This window comes from Streptomyces sp. NPDC093568 (assembly GCF_044764945.1).
Classification (GTDB): Bacteria; Actinomycetota; Actinomycetes; order Streptomycetales; family Streptomycetaceae; genus Streptomyces.
In genome coordinates this window covers 307,259-326,743 of the sequence record NZ_JBIWJD010000002.1, presented here as the reverse complement: position 1 = coordinate 326,743, position 19,485 = coordinate 307,259, and the positions used below count along the sequence as shown (strand labels likewise).

Annotated in this window: 21 protein-coding genes; 6 read left to right on the top strand and 15 right to left on the bottom strand. The window is 72.1% G+C overall.

Annotation, left to right across the window (positions count from 1 at the left end; translation table 11 throughout):
* The 4 genes from ACIRD7_RS11005 to ACIRD7_RS10990 form a co-directional block, all read right to left on the bottom strand.
* The gene (locus ACIRD7_RS11005; RefSeq protein ID WP_403452273.1) at nucleotides 1-510 is read right to left on the bottom strand and encodes an excalibur calcium-binding domain-containing protein; all 510 of its coding nucleotides are present in this window, start codon (nucleotides 508-510) and stop codon (nucleotides 1-3) included.
* Nucleotides 511-611: 101 nt separating this feature from the next.
* Nucleotides 612-1,772 carry an alkaline phosphatase PhoX gene (locus ACIRD7_RS11000; RefSeq protein ID WP_403452271.1) on the bottom strand — a complete coding sequence of 387 codons (1,161 nt, stop codon included), beginning with the start codon at nucleotides 1,770-1,772 and terminating at the stop codon, nucleotides 612-614.
* A 169-nt stretch (nucleotides 1,773-1,941) separates the two neighbouring features.
* On the bottom strand, nucleotides 1,942-3,426 hold the full coding sequence (locus tag ACIRD7_RS10995; RefSeq protein WP_403452270.1) for an ATP-binding protein: 1,485 nt from the start codon (nucleotides 3,424-3,426) through the stop codon (nucleotides 1,942-1,944).
* On the bottom strand, nucleotides 3,423-4,277 hold the full coding sequence (locus ACIRD7_RS10990) for a response regulator transcription factor (RefSeq protein WP_403452268.1): 855 nt from the start codon (nucleotides 4,275-4,277) through the stop codon (nucleotides 3,423-3,425). The genes ACIRD7_RS10995 and ACIRD7_RS10990 overlap by 4 nt, the downstream gene beginning before the upstream one ends.
* Before the next feature lie 192 nt (nucleotides 4,278-4,469).
* On the opposite strand from ACIRD7_RS10990, the gene ACIRD7_RS10985 reads away from it, so the two are divergent.
* The 4 genes from ACIRD7_RS10985 to ACIRD7_RS10970 all read left to right on the top strand — a co-directional run bounded on the left by ACIRD7_RS10985 (nucleotide 4,470) and on the right by ACIRD7_RS10970 (nucleotide 8,352).
* On the top strand, nucleotides 4,470-5,075 hold the full coding sequence (locus tag ACIRD7_RS10985; RefSeq protein WP_403452266.1) for a carbonic anhydrase: 606 nt from the start codon (nucleotides 4,470-4,472) through the stop codon (nucleotides 5,073-5,075).
* A gap of 35 nt (nucleotides 5,076-5,110) precedes the next feature.
* Nucleotides 5,111-6,847 (top strand): SulP family inorganic anion transporter, encoded by a 1,737-nt coding sequence (locus ACIRD7_RS10980; RefSeq protein ID WP_403452264.1) that lies wholly within the window; start codon nucleotides 5,111-5,113, stop codon nucleotides 6,845-6,847.
* Between the two features lie 85 nt (nucleotides 6,848-6,932).
* The gene (locus tag ACIRD7_RS10975) at nucleotides 6,933-7,370 is read left to right on the top strand and encodes an excalibur calcium-binding domain-containing protein (protein WP_403452263.1); all 438 of its coding nucleotides are present in this window, start codon (nucleotides 6,933-6,935) and stop codon (nucleotides 7,368-7,370) included.
* 55 nt (nucleotides 7,371-7,425) lie between these two features.
* Nucleotides 7,426-8,352 carry an oxidoreductase gene (locus ACIRD7_RS10970; protein WP_403452261.1) on the top strand — a complete coding sequence of 309 codons (927 nt, stop codon included), beginning with the start codon at nucleotides 7,426-7,428 and terminating at the stop codon, nucleotides 8,350-8,352.
* Between the two features lie 42 nt (nucleotides 8,353-8,394).
* Here ACIRD7_RS10970 and ACIRD7_RS10965 read toward each other — a convergent pair whose 3' ends face one another.
* The 8 genes from ACIRD7_RS10965 to ACIRD7_RS10930 form a co-directional block, all read right to left on the bottom strand.
* A complete protein-coding gene (locus tag ACIRD7_RS10965) occupies nucleotides 8,395-9,000 on the bottom strand; it encodes a DUF6099 family protein (protein ID WP_403452260.1) in 606 nt (201 codons plus the stop codon).
* Nucleotides 8,990-9,535, bottom strand: coding sequence for an RNA polymerase sigma factor (locus tag ACIRD7_RS10960; RefSeq protein WP_403452258.1), 546 nt, complete (start codon nucleotides 9,533-9,535; stop codon nucleotides 8,990-8,992). Before ACIRD7_RS10960 ends, ACIRD7_RS10965 begins: the two co-directional genes overlap by 11 nt.
* Entirely contained in the window at nucleotides 9,526-9,744 is a 219-nt protein-coding gene (locus ACIRD7_RS10955) for a hypothetical protein (protein ID WP_403452256.1), read from the bottom strand. The genes ACIRD7_RS10960 and ACIRD7_RS10955 overlap by 10 nt, the downstream gene beginning before the upstream one ends.
* 145 nt (nucleotides 9,745-9,889) lie before the next feature.
* Nucleotides 9,890-10,669, bottom strand: coding sequence for an SDR family NAD(P)-dependent oxidoreductase (locus ACIRD7_RS10950; RefSeq protein WP_403452254.1), 780 nt, complete (start codon nucleotides 10,667-10,669; stop codon nucleotides 9,890-9,892).
* Nucleotides 10,670-10,767: 98 nt separating this feature from the next.
* Nucleotides 10,768-11,352, bottom strand: a complete 585-nt coding sequence (locus tag ACIRD7_RS10945) for a TetR/AcrR family transcriptional regulator (RefSeq protein WP_403452252.1) — start codon at nucleotides 11,350-11,352, stop codon at nucleotides 10,768-10,770.
* A 95-nt stretch (nucleotides 11,353-11,447) separates the two neighbouring features.
* Nucleotides 11,448-11,798, bottom strand: a complete 351-nt coding sequence (nirD, locus tag ACIRD7_RS10940; protein WP_403452251.1) for a nitrite reductase small subunit NirD — start codon at nucleotides 11,796-11,798, stop codon at nucleotides 11,448-11,450.
* Nucleotides 11,795-14,401, bottom strand: coding sequence for a nitrite reductase large subunit NirB (gene nirB, locus ACIRD7_RS10935; protein ID WP_403452249.1), 2,607 nt, complete (start codon nucleotides 14,399-14,401; stop codon nucleotides 11,795-11,797). The genes nirD and nirB overlap by 4 nt, the downstream gene beginning before the upstream one ends.
* A complete protein-coding gene (locus ACIRD7_RS10930; RefSeq protein WP_403452248.1) occupies nucleotides 14,401-15,612 on the bottom strand; it encodes an NAD(P)/FAD-dependent oxidoreductase in 1,212 nt (403 codons plus the stop codon). The genes nirB and ACIRD7_RS10930 overlap by 1 nt, the downstream gene beginning before the upstream one ends.
* 207 nt (nucleotides 15,613-15,819) lie before the next feature.
* Between ACIRD7_RS10930 and ACIRD7_RS10925 the strand changes: the two genes are divergently transcribed.
* Nucleotides 15,820-16,602 carry a sulfite exporter TauE/SafE family protein gene (locus tag ACIRD7_RS10925; RefSeq protein WP_403452246.1) on the top strand — a complete coding sequence of 261 codons (783 nt, stop codon included), beginning with the start codon at nucleotides 15,820-15,822 and terminating at the stop codon, nucleotides 16,600-16,602.
* Between the two features lie 21 nt (nucleotides 16,603-16,623).
* On the opposite strand, the gene ACIRD7_RS10920 is transcribed toward ACIRD7_RS10925, so the two are convergent.
* Entirely contained in the window at nucleotides 16,624-17,517 is an 894-nt protein-coding gene (locus ACIRD7_RS10920) for an NAD(P)-dependent oxidoreductase (protein WP_403452244.1), read from the bottom strand.
* Between the two features lie 97 nt (nucleotides 17,518-17,614).
* Here ACIRD7_RS10920 and ACIRD7_RS10915 point away from each other — a divergent pair, with 97 nt between their 5' ends.
* On the top strand, nucleotides 17,615-18,016 hold the full coding sequence (locus tag ACIRD7_RS10915) for a winged helix-turn-helix transcriptional regulator (RefSeq protein ID WP_403452243.1): 402 nt from the start codon (nucleotides 17,615-17,617) through the stop codon (nucleotides 18,014-18,016).
* Here the strand turns inward: ACIRD7_RS10915 and ACIRD7_RS10910 are convergent.
* Together ACIRD7_RS10910 and ACIRD7_RS10905 are read right to left on the bottom strand one after the other, a co-directional pair.
* Nucleotides 17,954-18,583, bottom strand: a complete 630-nt coding sequence (locus ACIRD7_RS10910; protein ID WP_403452241.1) for a class F sortase — start codon at nucleotides 18,581-18,583, stop codon at nucleotides 17,954-17,956. The genes ACIRD7_RS10915 and ACIRD7_RS10910 overlap by 63 nt on opposite strands.
* A 116-nt stretch (nucleotides 18,584-18,699) precedes the next feature.
* Nucleotides 18,700-19,212 carry a hypothetical protein gene (locus ACIRD7_RS10905; protein WP_403452240.1) on the bottom strand — a complete coding sequence of 171 codons (513 nt, stop codon included), beginning with the start codon at nucleotides 19,210-19,212 and terminating at the stop codon, nucleotides 18,700-18,702.
* Nucleotides 19,213-19,485 lie beyond the last annotated feature (273 nt).

Genomic DNA, 19,485 nt, shown 5'->3' with positions numbered 1-19,485 from the left:
TCACTCGCAGCCCACGCCGTCCCCGTCCCGGTCGAGGTGACGGCCGTAACCGGGGTCGCCCGCGTAGACCGGCGCGGCCCCGGCGGCTCGGGCGGCGTCGCAGTTGTCGTAGTAGACATCGCCGCCGGAGGAGCCCCCGTCGCCGCCGCTGGCGCTACCGCTACCGCTGCCGCTGTCCTCGTCGGAGACGGTGCCGCTGTCCGCGGCCGGAGCGGGCGCCGTGACCGTGGTCGTGGCCCTGATCGTCCTCGTGGCGGTCACCGTCGGCGCCGGTTCGGGTTCCTCGGCCGGTGCCGTCGTGGTCGTCGTGACGGTGACCGTCGGCTGGGGTGACGCCGCCTTGGGCCGTGCCTCGGTGTTCTTCGAGTCGTCGCCCGACGCGCCGCCCGCGCCGAGGCCGACGAAGAAGGCCAGGGCGAGCGCGGGGAGTGCGTAGCGTTTCCGGGCCCACCTGGGGGCCGGGCGCGAGGGTGGCTGCGGCAAGGGTGCCGAGGTGTACGGATGGGTCATGTCATCCCCCCACTGGTGTTGCGTGAGGGGATGACCGTAATGCCCGGTGATCTGATGTGGAGGAAGTGTGGCTGTTTTGTGATCGCCGGATCGCCGGATCGCTAGGCGCGGAAGGGGCCCGTCACCTCGTACGTGATCCCGCCCGACGAACTGCCGCTGGTGCCCCGCTGGCTGGAGAAGTACAGCCGCCTTCCGTCCGGGGAGAACGCCGGGCCGGTGATCTCCGAGCCCGACTGGCCGTCGATCCGCAGGAACGGCGCGATGACGTCGCCCGGGGTGATCACGCAGATCTCCATGTTGCCGCCGTCCTCGGCGACGAACAGGTCCCCGGACGAGGAGCCGGTGATGTTGTCGACGCCGGTCAGCGGGGCCGTGCCGGAGGTGACCAGGGAGTCGTCGTACGCCAACTCGTAGGTGTTCGCCGTCAGGTTGAGCTGCCAGACGCGGTTGTCGCCCTTGGTGGTGAACCACACCGTGTCGTCGGCGTAGTAGCAACCCTCGCCGCCGTTGAAGGACTTGGAGCCGGACACCTGGGAGCGGGTCGCCGTGGGGGAGCCGTCCGGGTCGGGGACGTTCGCCCAGCTGAAGGAGCCCGAGGTGCCGCTGCCCGCGACCATCACCTGGAGCGTGCCGGCGGACAGGTCGCCCCACGTCGTCGGGACGAAGCGGTAGAAGCGGCCGTTGGTCTCGTCCTCGGTCAGGTAGACCACCCTGCGCACCGGGTCGGCCGCCGCCGCCTCGTGCTTGAAGCGGCCCATCGCGGCCCGGCGGACCGCCGCGTTCGTGCCCCAGGGGTCGGTCTCGTAGACGTAGCCGAGGGACACCTCCTCGCAGGACAGCCAGGTGTTCCAGGGCGTCTTGCCGCCCGCGCAGTTCTGCCGGGTGCCCGAGAGGATGCGGTACGCGCCCGTGACCGCGCCCGCCGACGAGAACTTCACCGCGCTCGCGCCGCCGGATGGGTTGATCTCCGAGTTGGAGACGTAGATCCAGCCCGAGCCGTCCGGGTAACAGGCCCCGCCGTCGGGGGCGTTGTGCCAGGTGTACGAGGTGCCGGGGACCGTCTGGCCGGAACGGGCGATGACCCGGCTGGTGAAGCCGCTCGGCAGTCTGATGCCGTTGGCGTCGGGCGAGCCCAGCGCGCCGTAGGGGCCTGTGCCGGGCTGCGCGGGCGCGGCGTACGCGGCGCCGCGCCACAGGGTTCCGCCGAACACGGCGGCGGAACCGCCGAGGACGGCCGCACGCAGGAGGTGACGACGTTCCACTCTCACTCCAAGAGGTGCCGTACCGCCCCGCCGCCGGTCGGCGACGGGGTCGTGCGAGGGAGCGGCATGGAACCTAGAGGAGCAGGGTGGACGGGCCGTGGCCAGTTGATGACCGCCGGACGGCGCACCTGCGAGCTGCCAATGGGCGCTCGACAACGCCGGTGCCCGCTCACGCCGGCAACGCCGGCACCACCCGCTTGCGCTGCCCGGGCCGGTCCGCGCCCGGACCGTGACCCTCGCGCGGCGGTTCCGCCGACGGCAGGCGGACCACCGCGTCCAGCCCGCCCGCGGCCGAGGCGTGCAGGCTCGCCTCGCCGCCGCTCGCGTGGGCCAGCCGCTGGACCAGCGACAATCCCAGCCCCGTACCGCCCTTGGGGGCGCCCGGCGCGCGCCAGAAGCGGTCGAAGGCGCGGGCGCGCTGCTCCGGCGTCATACCGGGCCCCTCGTCGGTGATGTGCAGGTCGACCCAGGCGGGGCGGGCGTCCCGCAGGGCACGCCGGGCCGGCACACGGAGCCGTAGCTCGATGGTCACGGTGCTGTCCGGCGGCGAGGCGCGCAGGGCGTTGGAGAGTAGGTTGTCCACGATCTGCTCCACCCCGCCCGGCACCGCGAGCACCGGACCCACGCTGCCCGCGAACAGCACCAGCGCGACCCGCCGCTGCTCGAAGAGCGGCAGCCAGGTGCGGTGCCGTTCCGCGCAGACCCCGCCGACGTCGACCGGGGCCGGCGTCGCGGAGTCCTCCTCCAGACGGGCCATCGCCAGCAGCCCTTCGACCATCCGGGAGAGCCGGTCCGTCTCGGTCACTGCGGCGGCGAGGCTGCCGAGGCCGGGGTCGGTCACGTTCGGCTCCAGGTTCTCCAGCCTCAGCCGCAGCGCCGCGAGCGGCGTCTTCAGCTGGTGCGACGCCTCGCCCGCGAACGCCCGCTGGGCGGCGAGGAGATGGGCGAGCCGGGCCGCCGTACGGTTGAACGCGGTGGCCAGCCGGCGCACCTCCGGCGGGCCCTTGGTCATCGTCACCGGCGTGGCCCGGCCGCCCTCCGCCAGCTCATGGGTGGCACGCTCCAGTTCGCGGATCGGCCGCCCGGTCCAGCGGGCGATCGCGAACCCCACCACGGCGACCGCCGCCAGCACCCCGAGCCCGCCCAGGCACAGCAGCAGCCAGACGTGATGGACCCGTTCGTGCACCGTCCGGGTCGGCACCGTCAGCCACACGGCACCCTGCAGACCCGTGGCGTGCCGGACCGGCGAGGCCACCGACAGATACTCGACCCCGCCGATGGTCGACGTGCGCACGTCCACGGTGGACGTGCCCCGCAGTGCCGCCGCGATCCCGGGGCGGGTGGCGAGATCGGACGACATGACGGCGGCCCGCGGATGCGAGGTGGCGAGCAGCGCGCCCGAGGCGTCCACGATCACCACCTTGCCGCCGATGCGCTCGGCGCAGTGCACCACCCGGCGGGGCAGGTCCCGCCGGGCCCGCCCCGCGCTGAGCGAGAGCGAGGCGTACGCGGACACCGACTCGGCCTCGTCCTTCGCCGCGTTGACCACCCGCTCCCGCTCGCTGCGCGAGTACACGAAGCCCAGCGGGATCTCCAGGCAGGCCAGCACGAGCGCGGCGAGGCTGAGATAGCTGAACAGCAGCCGCCGGGTCACGGCGAGGACACCCGCTGCCCGCCCGGATCGGTCTGCACCGCCAGCCGGAAACCGACCCCGCGCAGCGTCTGGATCCACGCCGAGTCGCCCAACTTCCGCCGCAGCGCGGCGACATGGACGTCCAGCGTCTTGGTCGGGCCCTCGTAGTGCGGGTCCCACACCCGGTCCAGGATCTGCTGCCGCGAGTAGACCGCGCCCGGATCCTCGGTCAGCAGCGCCAGCAGCTCGAACTCCTTGGGGGTGAGCGTTACGGGGATCTCGCCCACCCAGACCTGACGGGTGCGGCGGTCGACGACGAGGGGGCCGGGCGGGTACGAGGGTGGGGGAGGGGGTTCCTCGTACGACGAGGCCGGCGCGGCCTCGTACGACAGGGGCGCGGGCGGTGCGGTGAGCGCCGGTGCGGCCGCCGCCTCCGCGCGCAGCCGCTCCACCAGCGCCTCCGTACGCCCACGCTCGAGAGCGGGCTCCGGGCCCGCCTCCGCCGGCGTCTCCGCGCGCTGGGTCCGCCGGGTCACGGCGCGCACCCGTGCCACCAGCTCCCGGATGCTGAACGGTTTCGCCAGATAGTCGTCGGCCCCCAGCTCCAGGCCCAGCACCCGGTCGGCCTCCTCACCCCGCGCACTCAGGATGATCACCGGCACGTCCGAGACCCGCCGGATGCCCCGGCACACGTCGATGCCGTCCATGTCCGGCAACCCGAGGTCGAGCAGGACGACATCGCCGTACTCGCTTCTCAACCCCTCCGCGCCGGTGGTGACATGATCCACCGTCAGTCCGAAGTGGCCGAGCCCCTCGGTGAGCGGTTCGGCGATCGTCTCGTCGTCCTCGATGAGCAGCACTCGTATGCCCATGCGTCCTGTCTCTCCGTGAATTCACATTCTCTGCCCTGACGTCGACACGCTACAGGGGACAAGCGCTTGCCGGGCATTGCGACAAAGAATGTCCAATTACTGGACGCGCACTGTCCTTTACTTAACCTTCCGCTGGTGTGCCCTCCTCTACGGTGCGGTGAACTGGTCGAACTTCCAGCTGAGGAGGCATCGTTGAAGGCATTGCTGGACCGCGCCCGCTCGTTCGGGCGCAGGGTCGATTTCGAGAGCGATGAATACCGGAAACTGGCCGAGGGGCAATATCCCGAGGCGCTCTTCATTACCTGCTCGGACTCGCGGGTCATACCCGCCCTGATTACCGGCGCGCGCCCCGGTGAGATATTCGAGCTGCGAAACGCGGGCAATATCGTGCCGCCGTACGGCAGCCCCGGCGCGTCCGGGGAGGCCGCCACCATCGAGTACGCACTGGAGGTGCTCGGGGTTCAGGACATCGTCGTGTGCGGTCACTCACACTGCGGCGCGATGGGCGCGCTGAAGTCCGGCGACGACCTGACCGCGCTGCCCGGCGTGGACGCCTGGCTCCAGCTGGCCCGCCCCGAACTGGCGCCGGTCCTCACCACCGCCTCGGACGACCCCTCGCTGCCGGACGTGGCGCAGGGCAATGTCGTCAACCAGCTGGCCGTACTGCGGACTTACCCGGTGGTGCGGCAGCGGCTGGACGGGGGGCGGCTGCGGCTGCACGGCTGGTACTACGAGGTCGACACCGGGCGGGTGCACGAGCTGGAGGGCGACGGACGGTTCCGGGTGCATAGCGGATGAGCGGGGCGCATGCGCGCGGGCGTGGGTCCGGCGGTATGAAAACGGCCGGGGGTACGAAAGCGGCCGGCGGTACGAAAACGGCCGGCGGGCCGAAGAAGGGCGGCGGGTCGAAGAAGGGCGGCGCCAAGCCCGACCTCGCGAACGAGATCACCGCCTCCCTCGTCGTCTTCCTCGTCGCCCTGCCGCTGTGCATCGGTGTCGCCGTGGCCTCCGGTGTCCCGGCCGAACTCGGCATCATCTCGGGCGTGATCGGCGGCCTGGTCGTCGGCGCGGTCCGGGGCAGCACGCTCCAGGTCAGCGGGCCGGCCGCCGGGCTCGCCGCGCTGGTCGCGGAGACGGTGCTGGAACACGGCCTGGCGATGCTGGGCGTGATCGTCCTCGGCTCCGGCATCCTGCAGATCGTGCTCGGGGTCGTACGCCTGGGCCGGATGTTCCAGGCGATCTCCATCGCCGTGGTCCAGGGGATGCTGGCCGGCATCGGGCTGCCGCTGATGTTCAGCCAGGCCTATCCGATGGCCGACGCCAAGGCGCCGGGCACGCCGATCGAGAACATGGCCGGGATTCCGGGCCTGTTCGGCGACATCCTCACCGACCGGCAGGCGATGATCGCCACGCTGCTCGGCATCGCCACGATCGTGCTGAGCTTCGTGTGGAAGAAGGTGCCGGGCCCGGCGAAGCGGATCCCGGCGGCGTTGGTGGCGGTCGGCATCGGCATCGCGGTCGCCGCGCTGCCCGGCGTGGACGTGAAGACACTCCAGGTCGGCAATCTGCTGGCGTCGGTCCGGGTGCCGGGGGCGGAGGAGTTCGCGGGCCTCGCGGACGCGGCGGTCATCACGTCCGTCCTCACCTTCACGGTGATCGCGTCGGCGGAGAGCCTGTTCACCGCGGCCGCCGTGGACCGGATGCACAGCGGCCCGCGCACCCGCTACAACACCGAACTCATCGCCCAGGGCGCCGGGAACACGGTCGCGGGCATCCTCGGCGCCCTCCCCATCACGGCCGTGGTGGCCCGCAGTTCGGCGAACGTCCAGGCGGGCGCGAAGACCCGTATCTCCCGCACCCTGCACGGCCTGTGGCTGCTGGCCTTCGCGCTGCTGCTGCCTCAGGTCCTGGCGCTGATCCCGATCTCGGTGCTCGCGGGCGTCCTCGTGCACAGCGGGTGGAAGCTGTTCGCGCCGGAGGAGTTCCCGAAGATGTGGCGCCAGGACCGGGGCGAGTTCGCGGTGATGACCGTGACCACGCTGGTCATCGTCGCCACCGCACTGCTGGAAGGCGTCCTGATCGGCCTCGCCGCCGGGATCGTGCTGGCCGCCCTGCGCATGTCGCAGACGGTGATCCGGCAGCACGTCGAGGACGACACCGCGAAGGTCGTCATGGCCGGCAACGCGACGTTCCTGCGGCTGCCGCGGCTCATCGAGGCCCTGGAGGACGCGGCGGCCTCCGGCAGGCCCCGCATCCGCCTGGACCTGACCGGCGTGACACACCTGGACCACGCCTGCCGCAGCCAGGTGGAGGAGTTCACCGCGCAGCAGCGGGGGCTGGGCCTGCGCGTGGAGCTGCTGATGCCGGGCCCGGCGAGGACGGAGGTCCCCGTCGCCCCGGCGCCCGAGCCCCCGCGCCCTGCCCCCGGCCCCGAGGCCGAGTGGTTCTACCTGGACACGCGCCCGCTGCCCGCCGGTTACGAGGACCGTATGGAGGGACATGCGCAGGGGTATCCCCAGGGGTATCCCGAGGGGTATGCGGAGAGCTACCGTCCGGTCACGTCACGTTAGTATCACGGGTCCTTCATAACTCCGCCGCACCTGCGGCCCCTGGCTACGTTCGTCACCTCGTGAACCACCCAGGGAAGGACTCCCCGTGAACCTGCTCCGCAAGCCCGGCGCCGCCGTCGTCGCCGCGCTGGCCCTGGCCGCGCTGCCGGCCACCGCCGCCGCCCATGACGGTGACCATCCGTTCAAGAACTGCGCCGAGGCGTACGCCAACGGGTACTCCGACATCCCCGCGAACGACGAGCACTACGGCGAACACCTCGACCGCGACGACGACGGCATCGGCTGCGACAACCCGCCCGCCGACTTCGTCCCGGCCGAGAACGAGGCCGGGAGCGAGGCGGACGACGAGGCCGAGGGCGAGGCGGCCGCCCCCGCCGACGACTCCGGGTCCCAGGGCGGCACCGACCTCGCCGCGACCGGCGGCGACGACAGCACCCCGTACCTGGCGGCGGGCGGCGCGGCGGCGCTGCTGACCGGCGGCGGGGTGCTGCTGGCGGTGCACCGGCGGCGCGCGAACCGCTGACACCGCCGGCCGGCCGTAGGCTGGACGCAGTCCCTGCCCACGGGAAGGACTCGCCATGGCCGGCTGGAGCGCGCAGGACATCCCCGATCTGAGCGGCCGCGTCGCCGTCGTCACCGGGGCCAACAGCGGGCTCGGACACGTCACGGCGCGGGAGCTGGCGCGCAAGGGCGCGCGGGTGGTGCTCGCGTGCCGGAGCGAGGCGCGGGGCACAGCGGCACGGGACCGCCTGGTGCGCGAAGTCCCGGGCGCCCGAGCCGAGTTGAAGCTCCTCGACCTGGGGGACCTCGGCTCCGTACGGGAGTTCTCCGCGACCTTCCCCTACGACCGTCTCGACCTGCTCGTCAACAACGCCGGGGTGATGGCGCTGCCGTACGGCACGACGGCGGACGGCTTCGAGACCCAGTTCGGCGTCAACCACCTAGGACACTTCGCGCTCACCGGTCTGCTGCTGCCCGCGCTGCTCGGTACCCCGGGCGCGCGGGTGGTGACCGTCTCCAGCCCGCTGCACGCGCTGTCCAACGTCGACCTCACCGACCTCAACAGCGAGCACCGCTACCGGCGTTGGCTCGCCTACGCCCGCTCGAAGACGGCCAACCTGCTCTTCACCCACGAGCTGGCGCGCAGGTTGGCGGTGCGGGGCGCCGACGTGATCGCGGCGGCCGCGCACCCCGGGTACGCGGACACCAACCTGCAGACCGCGGGGCCGCGCATGCGAGGACGCCGGGGCAGCGAGCGGCTCGTCCTGCTCGGCAACCGCCTCTTCGCCCAGTCCGCCGACGCCGGCGCGCTCCCCACCCTCTACGCCGCGACCGCGCCCGCCGTCCGCCCCGACTCCTTCACCGGTCCGTCCTTCGCGATGTGGCGAGGGACCCCCGCCCCGTCCTGGCGCGCCCCGTGGACGCTCAACGACACGATGAGCGACCTGCTTTGGGGCGCCTCGGAGCGGCTGACGGGGGTGGCGTACGACGCCCTGAAGGTGTGACCGCGACTGCGTCCGGCCTCAAGAGCGGCATGCTTCGCGTTCTCAACCTGCGTAGGGCTGTGACCAGGCGCGCTCGAATGTCGACAGCCTACGCAGCATCTCGAGAATGGTGTCCCGCGCCTCATCGAGGGTGTCGATCATTTCCATCATCTCCCAATAGGTGCCCTCTTCTTCTGCTGACGAGGCGACACCGACCGCGGCAATGCCGGCTTCCCCGAGCAGCCCGCCCAGAAGAGACAGCAGCTGGGGCAAGTCGTCCGTGTCGGTGAGGACGACGGCCTGGGCGTCGGAGGAGGTCGTCAACCGAGCAATCCTGTCGACAAGGCCCTGGGCGGGTTCCCGGAGCCTCTCGGGCCCGTGATCGACCAGGCTGAGCCCAACCACGGCCGCAACCTCGGCAACGGCCCGCAGGGACGAACGCGCATGGAGCGCCCCGGAATCCGACGCCAGGCTCTTGCGGCACCGGGCGACGAGTGTGATGAGACCGGGAGTGGTTGTGGCATCGGGTGGCGGCCCGACGACGTCCGAGGGGGCCGCCGATGGGAGGTGTCGTCGGAGTTGAGCCAGTCGGTCCCATGTCGCCCGGCCGTCCGTCCACAGGCCGTCAACAGCTCGTGACGCCTCGCGAAGCCGCTTCTCAAGCCCCATGGGAACCCCCTTCCTCTGTGTCGAGCCACTCCTTCAACCGTTTGCGTGCCAGATGGAGGTGCTTCTTGACCGCACCCACGGAGATGCCGAGGATGTCGGCGATCTCGCGGAATGGCAGGTCGTACTGGATCAGAAGGGCCATGGCCGCAGCCTGTTGAGGAGGAAGCCTTCGTACCGCCTCAAGGATGTGCAGCCGGTCATCGCACGTCCCGATCTCGTCTCGCGAGGCGAAGGAGTCGCACACGTCCGGGAGTTCGGTGAACACCCCCAGTCGGCTGCGAGCCTCCTGCGCGTCGGCGAGGCGCTGGCCGGCGACCTTGAACAGCCATGCGCGAGGCTGCTCCAAGGTCGACAGACGTTGCCAGTAACGATACGCGCTGATCATCGTCTCCTGGGCGGCGTCGTCGATGAGCGAGAGGTCGCCCTCAAGCCACACCAGATAGCGCCGGACCTGTGGCTCCCACTCCAGGAAGAACGGGGTGAACTGATCCGGCACCGCCGGGTTCTCGTGCGAGCCTGACACGGTCACGAACACGAATTCTGATCACCTCCGGTCGCCCGCCCTGAGCGGAGCAGCATGCGGATCGTGCGTCGGTGCTCTCGCTCGAGCCCCTTGCGGGCATGTCCGCGAGCCAGCTCGAGCAATACGTCACAGAAGTTGGACCGGCCGACCCGCGAGGTCAGCATCCATCCCAGCGCCGCGGTCACCCCCGGCGCCACAGCCGCCAGCAGTTCGAAACCCATGGGCCCGTCTCTCCGTCCATCTTGTCGCCCCGTGGCATCCACACAAGTTGTTGCCCACTACAGGGCGCGTGGCGGGAGAAGGTTGAACCGAGCGGAGCGGGGGGCGGCACTTCATCGAAACGGGACGGCCGAACCGGCGGATCTCTCAGGCCGTCGCCCCGCTGTCCACCACCAGGTCCGTGCCCACCACCGACGTGGCGTCGTCGGAGGCGAGGTAGAGGACGGCCGCGGCCACCTCCGCCGTGGTCGAGACGCGGCCGAGGGGGAGGGTGGCCCGGGCGCGGGTGGCCCGGTCCTCGTCCGTCTCCCCGGGGCGCAGCGACATCGGGGTCTCCACCGCGCCGGGGCTGACCGCGTTGATGCGGATGCCCTCGCGGATGTGGTCGAGGGCGGCGCCCCTGGTGAGGACGGAGACGGCGGCCTTCGTCGCGGCGTACGCGGCGGCGCCGGGGTTGCGGGTGTGGACGCCGAAGGTGGAGGCGATGTTGACGATCGCGCCGCCGGTCGACTGGGTGCGCATCTGGCTTATCTCGGCCTGGAGGGCCAGGAACACGCCCGTGACGTTGACCTCGAGCTGGGTGCGCCAGTCCTCCTCGGAGAGGTCGGCCAGCGGCGCGCCGCCCCGGAAGACACCGGCGTTGTTCACCGCCACGTCCAGGGAGCCGAAGTGGGCCACGCTGGCTGTCACCGCCGCCTCGATGTCCGTCGCGCGGGCGACGTCCGCGGGCACCGCCAGCGCCTTGCCTCCCACCTCCTGGATGAGCGCCACCGTCTCCTCCAGCGGGCCCGGCCTCCGGCCCACCACCACGATGTTCGCGCCCTCCGCGGCGAGGGCCAGGGCGATCGTCCGTCCGATGCCCGAGCCCGCGCCGGTGACCAGCGCGGTGCGGTCGGTGAAGCGGGGCCGGTGCGATGCGGTTGTCATGCGCGTTCCTTCTCTTCGTCGGTTTCTTGAACGATCGGTTCAGTATCGAGGCAAGAAAAAGCACCCCGGGCTCGGTGAATCGCCGGTCGAGGTGGCTCTCAGTCCAGCAGCGCCAGTGCCTGCTCCGCCGCGTCCCGTACCCGCGCCGGGTCCGAGGAGGCCTTGCCCACCACGCGCAGGCCCTGGAGCAGGACCAGCAGCATGCGCGCGAGGGTGAGCGGGTCGCGGTCGGCGGGCAGTTCGCCCTGAGCCTGGGCGCGGACCAGTGCGGAGTGCAGCACCGTCTCCAGCTGGTCCCAGTTGCGCTCCACGTGCCGGGCCGCGGCCGGGTCGTGCGGGGCGAGCTCGGCGGCCGCGTTGGTGATCATGCAGCCGGTCAGACGCAGCCGGGCGTCGGCGGCCTCCGTCGCGTACCGCCGTACGACCTCGCGTACGGCCGGCAGTGCGGGCCCCGGCTGGGACAGCTCCCGCACGATGGGCGGGAGCCCCGCCCGGTCGTAGCGCTCCAGCGCCCTCAGATACAGCTCGTGCTTGCTGCCGAAGGTCGCGTACAGGCTCGCCCGTCCGATGCCGAGGTGCTCGACGAGGTCGGACATCGACGTCGCCTCGTAGCCGCGCCGCCAGAACAGCTCAAGCGCTGCCTGGAGCGCGGCCTCGGGATCGAACTCCTTGGTCCTGGCCACGTGTCGCAGCCTAAGATCAAGGAGAACGATCGGTCAAGAAACTTCCTGCGAAGCCCGAACCTCAAACTTCCTACGCGGCCCAGACCTCAGACTGCCTACGAGGCCCGGACCTCGTACGTCGCGATCCGCACCGTCTCCTCGTCCAGGCACTGCCCGGTCTCCAGGTCGAACCGCTGCTTCAGCAGCGGCGAGGCGACGAACGGGCGGCCCTGGTGGGTGCCGGTCAGGCCGCGGGAGAGGACCGCCGCGCCGCAGAACGGGTCGCGGTTGTCGATGGCGTACAGCTGACCGGCCCGGTCGCGGAACAGTGCCACCTGGCCGCCGTCCGGCAGCAGTGCCGCCACGCCACGGCCCGGGAGCAGCCGGGTCAGGTCGCAGACCGTGAACCAGTCCTCGTCCAGCCGTACTTGGACCTTCAGGTCGGTGGTCTCGGGTGCCAGGGTCATCGCTGGGCGCTTCCTTCCAGGGGGCGCTGGCCGATGGTCAGCAGCGGCAGGTCGGGCTTGATCTGGTCGCGCTCGGGGACGAAGCCGACGACGGGGTCGGGGGTGTCGGGCGCGTTGACGAAGGAGACGAAGCGGGCCAGCTTCTCCGGGTCCTTGATGGTCTCCGCCCACTCGTCGCGGTAGTTCGCGACATGGGCGGCCATCAAGGACTCCAGCTCCTCGCAGATGCCGAGCGAGTCCTCGACGACCACGTCGCGGACGTGGTCCAGGCCGCCGGGGATCCGCTCCAGCCACACGCTGGTGCGCTCCAGGCGGTCCGCGGTGCGGATGTAGAACATCAGGAACCGGTCGATCAGCCGGATCAGCTCCGCGTCGGACAGGTCCTGCGCGAGCAGGTCCGCGTGGCGCGGGGTCGCGCCGCCGTTGCCGCCGACGTAGAGGTTCCAGCCGCCCGCCGTGGCGATCACGCCGAAGTCCTTCGACTGGGCCTCCGCGCACTCGCGCTGGCAGCCGGAGACCGCCGACTTCAGCTTGTGCGGGGAGCGCAGGCCCCGGTAGCGCAGCTCCAGATCGATCGCCATCCGGACCGAGTCCTGGACGCCGTAGCGGCACCAGGTCTGACCCACACAGGACTTCACCGTGCGCAGCGCCTTGCCGTAGGCGTGGCCGGACTCGAAACCGGCGTCCACCAGCCTCGCCCAGATCAGCGGCAGTTGCTCCACCCGAGCGCCGAACATGTCGATGCGCTGGCCGCCGGTGATCTTCGTGTAGAGGCCGAAGTCGCGGGCGATCTCGCCGATCACGATCAGGCCCTCCGGGGTGATCTCACCGCCGGCGATCCGCGGTACGACGGAGTACGAGCCGTTCTTCTGGATGTTGGCGAGGAAGTGGTCGTTGCTGTCCTGCAGGGCCGCCTGCTCGCCGTCCAGGACATAGCCGCTCGCGCCGATCGTCGGGGCGAGCGAGGCGATGATCGAGCCGACCGCCGGCTTGCAGATCTCGCAGCCGTCGCCGCCCCGGGCGCCGTCGCGGCCGTAGCGGTCGAGCAGGTCCTGGTAGGTGTTGATGCGCAGGGCGAGGACGATCTCGTACAGCTCCTCGCGGGTCTGCGCGAAGCAGCCGCACAGGCCCTTGTCGACCTCGACGCCGGACGCCTCCAGCTCGGCGTTGATCAGCTGGCCGAGCACCTTGACGCAACTGCCGCAGGTCGTACCGGCCTTGGTGCACTTCTTCACCTCGGGCACGGTCGTGCACCGGTGGTCGGTGACCGCGCCGCGGATCGTGCCCTTGGTGACGTTGTTGCAGGAGCAGATGATCGCCTCGTCCGGCAGCGCGGACGGGCCGAGCTGGGCGGGCGCCCCGGCGCCGGCCGGCAGCACCAGCGACTCCGGCGAGACCGGCGGGACCGAGCCGGTGAACGCCTTCAGCGTGCCGTACGCCTCCGCGTCGCCGACCAGGATGCCGCCGAGCAGCGTGCCGTCGCGTCCGATGACCAGCTTCTTGTACAGACCGGCGCGGGAGTCGGAGTACACGACGTCCAGGCAGTCCTCGGCGGTGCCGTGCGCGTCACCGAAGGACGCCACGTCCACGCCGAGCAGCTTCAGCTTGGTGGACAGGTCGGCGCCGAGGAACGCCGCCTCGTCGGAGGCGATGGTCGCCGCCGCCGTCTCCGCCTGCTCGTAACCGGGCGCCACCAGGCCGTACACCCGGCCGTCCGAGGCCAGCGCGCACTCGCCGATCGCGAACACGTCCGGGTCGGCGACCGTACGGCACTGCTCGTCGACCGTGATGCCGCCGCGCTCGCCGACCGTCAGACCGCAGTCGCGGGCCAGCTGGTCGCGGGGGCGGACACCGGCGCTGAACACCACCATGTCCGTGGCGAGTTCGGAGCCGTCGGACAGCTTCATGCCGGTGACGGCGCCGTCGGAGCCGACCACGATCTCCTGGGTGCCGACGCCGGTGTGCACGCTCAGGCCCATGTCCTCGATGGTCCGCAGCAGCGCGGCGCCACCGCCCTCGTCGACCTGGACGGGCATCAGCCGCGGCGCGAACTCCACGATGTGCGCCTCGAGCCCCAGTCCCTTCAGCGCACCGGCCGCCTCCAGGCCCAGCAGACCGCCGCCGACCACGGCACCGGTCGTGGCCTTCGTCCTCGCGTACTCCTCGATCGCGAGCAGGTCCTCGATCGTGCGGTAGACGAAGCAGCCCTCGGCGTCCTTGTTCGGGACCGGCGGCACGAACGGGTACGAGCCGGTGGCCAGGACGAGCGTGTCGTACTCGAAGACCTCGCCGGACCTGGCGGTGACCTTCTTCGCCTCGCGGTCCACGGCCACGGCCGGGTTGCCGACGTACAGCTCGATGCCGTGCGTCTCGATGAACTCCATGTCCGTCATGGACAGGTCCTCGGGCGTCTTGCCCGAGAAGTACGAGGTGAGCGCCACGCGGTCGTAGGCCGGGCGCGGCTCCTCGCACAGCACGACCACGCGGTGCGTGACGGTCAGGCCGCGCTCGGCGAGCGCCTCCAGGAAGCGCTGGCCGACCATGCCGTGGCCGACGAGCACGATCGTGGGGGTGGCCTCCGTGGCCTCCGGGGTGGCGGTCATCAGGAGCCTCCATCGTTGGTGAGCAGGTGGAGCAGCGGGCCGTCGTCGGGGAGCGGCTCCGCTCCCTCCCAGGCGCGGGCGAGCGCGCCGACGGTGCCGAGTTCGCCGACGAGAACCCCGCCGACCAGGCGGTCGTCGCGGACGACGACCTTGCGGTAGGTGCCGCGGGTGGCGTCGGCGAGCTGCACGACGTCGTCGCCGGGCAGGGCCTCGGTCTCGCCGAACGCGGCGAGGTCGAAGGCCGACTCGCCGGCCAGGGTGAGACGGGTCAGCGCACGGGTGCCGGTGTAGCGTGCGCCCGCGTCGCCGGAGAGCGACTCGGCCAGCACATCTGCCTGTTCGAGCGCGGGCGCGGCCAGTCCGTAGACCGTGCCGTCGTGCTGTGCGCAGTCGCCGATCGCCCGGATGCGCGGGTCGGAGGTGCGCAGTTCGTCGTCGACGAGGACGCCCTTGTGGACGGCGAGCCCCGCGTCCTTGGCCAGACCGATGCGCGGGTGCACACCGCAGGCGATGACCACGAGGTCGGCGTCGAGGGCGAATCCGTCGTGCATCTCGACCGAGCGGACCGCGCCGCCCACGCAGCGCACATCGCGTACCCGGCACTCGGTGTGCACCTCGACGCCGAGGTCGACCAGATGGCGCCGGACCAGCTTCGAGGCCGCCGGGTCGAGCTGACGTTCCATCAGCCGCTCGGACTGCTGGGCGAGCACGACCTGCGCGCCGCGCAGCGCGAGGGCACGGGCCGCGGAGACCCCGAGGAGCCCGCCGCCGATCACGACCGCCCGCGCACCCGGCCGTACCGCCTTGGACAGGCCCAGGCAGTCGTCCATCGTCCGGAAGGCGTGGACGCCCTCCGGCAGTTCGCGGTCGGGGGTGAACAGGCCACGCAGCGGCGGCAGCACCGGGTTGGAACCGGTGGCCAGGACGAGCGAGTCGTATGCGATCTCCGACCCGTCCGCGAGGTGTACGGCTCTCACCTCGCGGTCGATGCCGACGACCCGGCCACGCGTCAGCCGGGCGGGCGACGGCAGGGCGATCACGTCGGGGCTGTACCGTCCGGCCAGCACCTCGGCGAGCAGCACCCGGTTGTACGGGCGGTGCTCCTCGTCGCCGACGAGCGTCACGGGCGTGCCGAGCTCGCCGAGCCGCCGGGCGAGTCGTACGCCCGCGAGGCCGGCGCCGATCACCACCACACGCGTATTCGAGGTCATGGTGACGAGCGTGCGATGCCGGTGTTTCCCGACCGCATCACGTCTGTTTCCCACGGGGAACGCTGCCCTCAGCGAGGCCGGGGGACGGGTGTGAGGGTTCGCGGGGCACGAATGAGGCGGGCTGTGAGGTGCGCCGCCGGTGCCCGAACCTCAGATACTCCTCATGTACATGGACGACGCACGTATCGGCTGCCTAGGGTCGCGATCATGCCCGACATATCGCTGACCATGGTCGTCGTCCTGTGCCTCGCGGCCCTCGCGGCCGGCTGGATCGACGCCGTGGTCGGCGGCGGCGGCCTCCTGCTGCTCCCCGCGCTGCTGCTCGGCCTCCCGGCGAGCACCCCGGCCGCGTACGCGCTCGGCACCAACAAGGCGGTCGCGATCGTCGGCACCTCGGGTGCCGCGGTGACCTACGCCCGCAAGGCCCCCGTGGACGTACGGCTCGCCGTACGCATCGGTCTCGCGGCCCTCGCGGGCTCCTCCGGCGGCGCCTTCTTCGCGGCCGGCATGAGCACCGAGGTGCTGAAGCCCGTGATCATGGTGGTGCTGCTCACCGTGGCCGCCTTCGTGATCCTGCGCCCCGCGTTCGGCACGGCCCCGGCGACGGGCCCGGCCTCGCGCCGCCGGGTCCTCGCCGCGATCGGCCTGGCCGGTCTGGGCATCGGCTTCTACGACGGCCTGATCGGCCCCGGCACCGGCACCTTCCTCGTCCTCTCCCTCACCGCCGTGCTCCACCTCGACCTGGTCACCGCCTCCGCCACCGCCAAGATCGTCAACTGCTGCACCAACGCCGGCGCGCTCGCCACCTTCGCCTGGCAGGGCACGGTCCTGTGGCAGCTGGCCGCCGTGATGGCCGTGTTCAACCTGGCGGGCGGCACGCTGGGGGCGCACACCGCGCTGAAGAAGGGCAGCGGGTTCGTCCGGGCCGTCCTGCTGACGGTGGTGTTCAGCCTGGTGGCGAAGCTGGCGTACGAGCAGTGGCTGGCGTGAGCCGACGCTCCCCGGCGGGGCCTACCTCTGCCGCAGGTCGAGCAGTTCGACGATGCCGGTGGTGTCCTCGTCGCCGTGCCCCGCGGCGAGCCACCGCTCCATGAGGGTGGTGTACGGCGTCAGCAACTCCGCGCTCACGCCCTGCTCCTCGGCCGTGGCCAGCAAGGTGGCGTTGCCCGCGACCTGCATGGCGAGGTTGGACACGACACCCTTGCCGTAGTCGCCGCTCTCCAGCTGCTCGGCGGCCTGGTGCGCGGCGGGCGCCATCGCGCCGAGCCACGACACCAGCAGCGGCGCGAAGTCCGTCGGGGCGATGTCCTCCCGGCGGATCAGCGCGAACGCGTGCAGCACGCCCGCGAACATGCCGTTCATCGCGCTCAGCAGCGCCACGTCGTGCAGCGCCGCGAAGCCGGGGTCCGCGCCGACGTAACGGGTGCCGGCCGGGACGGCGAGGGTCCCCGCGTGCTCCTCGAACAGCTCGGGGGAGCCGCTGTAGAGGACGTACGCCCCCGACTCCGCCTCCCCGATCACCGGCGGTACGGCCATGATCCCGGCGTCCAGGAAACGGGCGCCGCGCGCCTCGGCCCACGCGGCGCGGCAGCGGCCCTGGGTGGGGGTGCCGGTGGTGAGGTTCACCAGGTCACGGCCGGTCAGGTCGGCGCCGTCGAGGGCCTCGCCGACCGAGGCGTCGTCGAGGAGGCAGACGACGACCAGCCGGTTCGCGGCCACCGCGTCGGCGGCGCTCGCGGCGACGGTCGCCCCCTCGGCGGCCAGCGGCTCGGCCCGGGCGGCCGTGCGGTTCCAGACGGTGAGCGGATGCCCGGCGGCGAGCCACGCGCGGGCCAGGGCGGTGCCCATGGCACCGGTGCCGAGGAGGGACAGGGGGGTGGGGGAAGCAACGGGGTTGTCAGTCATGGCCTTTAGGCTCGTCGCAGGGAACGGCCTGCTCAAGTACGTACTTCGGAGTGGGTGGTTACCTGAGGGAAAGGGTCCGGGCAGAGGAGGGGGCGGTATGGCGGTGGGTCGGCGACCGGGGGCGTACATCTGCGGGATCGACGCGGCGATCGACGTGGTGGGCGGCAAGTGGAAGGTGCTCGTCCTGTGGGCGCTGAACGAGCGCCCGTGCCGTTTCGGGGAGCTGCGCCGTCAGCTGCCGGGGGTGACCGAGAAGGTGCTCGCCGCACAACTGCGGGAGCTGGAGGCCGACGGCATCGTCCACCGGGAGGCGTACGACGAGGTGCCGCCGCGCGTCGAGTACTCGCTCACGCCGCTCGGCACCTCCCTCAACGCGGCGCTCGCCCCGCTCGGAGCCTGGGGCCGGGAGAACCTCCTGGGTGCTCGCGCGGAGCGGTCAGCGGCTGCCGGTGAGATGCGCGAACACGACGACGTTGCCCTGGTACCCGGTCGTCCGTGAGTAGCCGCCCCCGCAGGTGATCACCCGCAGCTCGGGGCGCGGTGCCGGGCCGTACACCTTCTCGTCGGGGAAGTCCTTCGCGTCGTACACCTCGACGGCGTCGACCGAGAACAGGGCCGTGCCGCCGTCGCGCCGGTCCACCTCGATCGTGCTGCCCCTGCGCAGGGCGCCGAGCCGGTAGAAGACGGCGGGTCCGTCCGCGTTGTCGACATGGCCGGCGACGATCGCGGTGCCGCGCTCGCCGGGTGTGGTGCCGGCCTCGTACCAGCCGGCGAGGTTCTTGCGCCCGGCGGGCGGCACGTCGAGGCTGCCCGAGGCGGTCAGGGCGAGGCCCATGAGAGGGGCGTCGACGCGTATCGAGGGGATGCGGATGCGGTCGGGCGGGGAGGGGGGCAGCGTGCGGCCGTCGCCCCGGGCGTCCGGCGCGCTCTGCGCGGCCTGCGCCGCCGACGGCTGCGGCGGGGTGTGCGTCACGGCGCCGTCGTGCAGCAGCCATGCCCCGGAGCCGAGGGCCAGGACGGTGACGGCGGCTATCGCGGCGTCACCGACGCTCCTTCGACTGCGCACGTGAGCCTCCTGTGACTCTCCTCGGCCACCCGTTCCCCCTCCGGGCCGCGAGGGGCGTCGGACCCGGAGGGGGAGGGGACGTGCGGTACCGGCGGACGGACAGCGGAGGGTGTCCGTCAGATCCCGTCGCCTCTCGCCCGGCGATGCAGGAGCCAGGTACCGCCCGCGGCGGCGACGGCGAGAGCCGTCACGCCGGCCGCGGTCCGTACGGGATCGGTGCCAAGAGCGCCGCCGACCCCCGTCTTCACACTTCCTTTCGGATGCACCTGCCCGGGCGTCGACGTCAGCGTGACCACCAGGTCGCCCGTCACCCGCCGGCCGCCCCCGGCGCAGGCCGCGACGATCTCGTACGTCCCCGGCTGCGCGCTCGGCGGCACCCGGAACCGCCCGCTCGCCTTCCGCTCGCCCGGCGCCAGCGTGAAGGTGCCGGCGCCCACCGCGCTGGCGTCGCCCGCCGCGCCGCCGTCCCGGCACGCGGTCGTGGTCACCGTGACCTCCTCGCCCGGCAGGACCGAGGCGGGGCCCAGCTCCAGGCGGCCGGCGCCCGCGCCGGCCGCCGGTGTGACGACGAGCCCCATGGCGCCGGCGGCCAGCGCGGTCCCGGTCAGCAGACGGGCGGTACGTCGCATCGGTGCTCCCTCGAGTGCAACGGGCCCCTGACCCGCGGCACCCCCATGTGCCGCCGCCTCGGCCGAGCCCCTGCCCTTCCGAGGTAAGAGGCAGCGGGGCGGGCGCGCTTCCCGAGAGGGCGTCGGAAATGGGGTGAATGGGTGTCCCGGGGAGGGCAGGGGGACTGCCGGCTAGGACGTTTCAGCAGGTCATGGCGGCGGGGCGGGGCCTGGGAGCAAGAGAATCGGTTGGGCGCGCGGTCCGCGTGTGAACGGGTGACGGGTGCCCCCGAG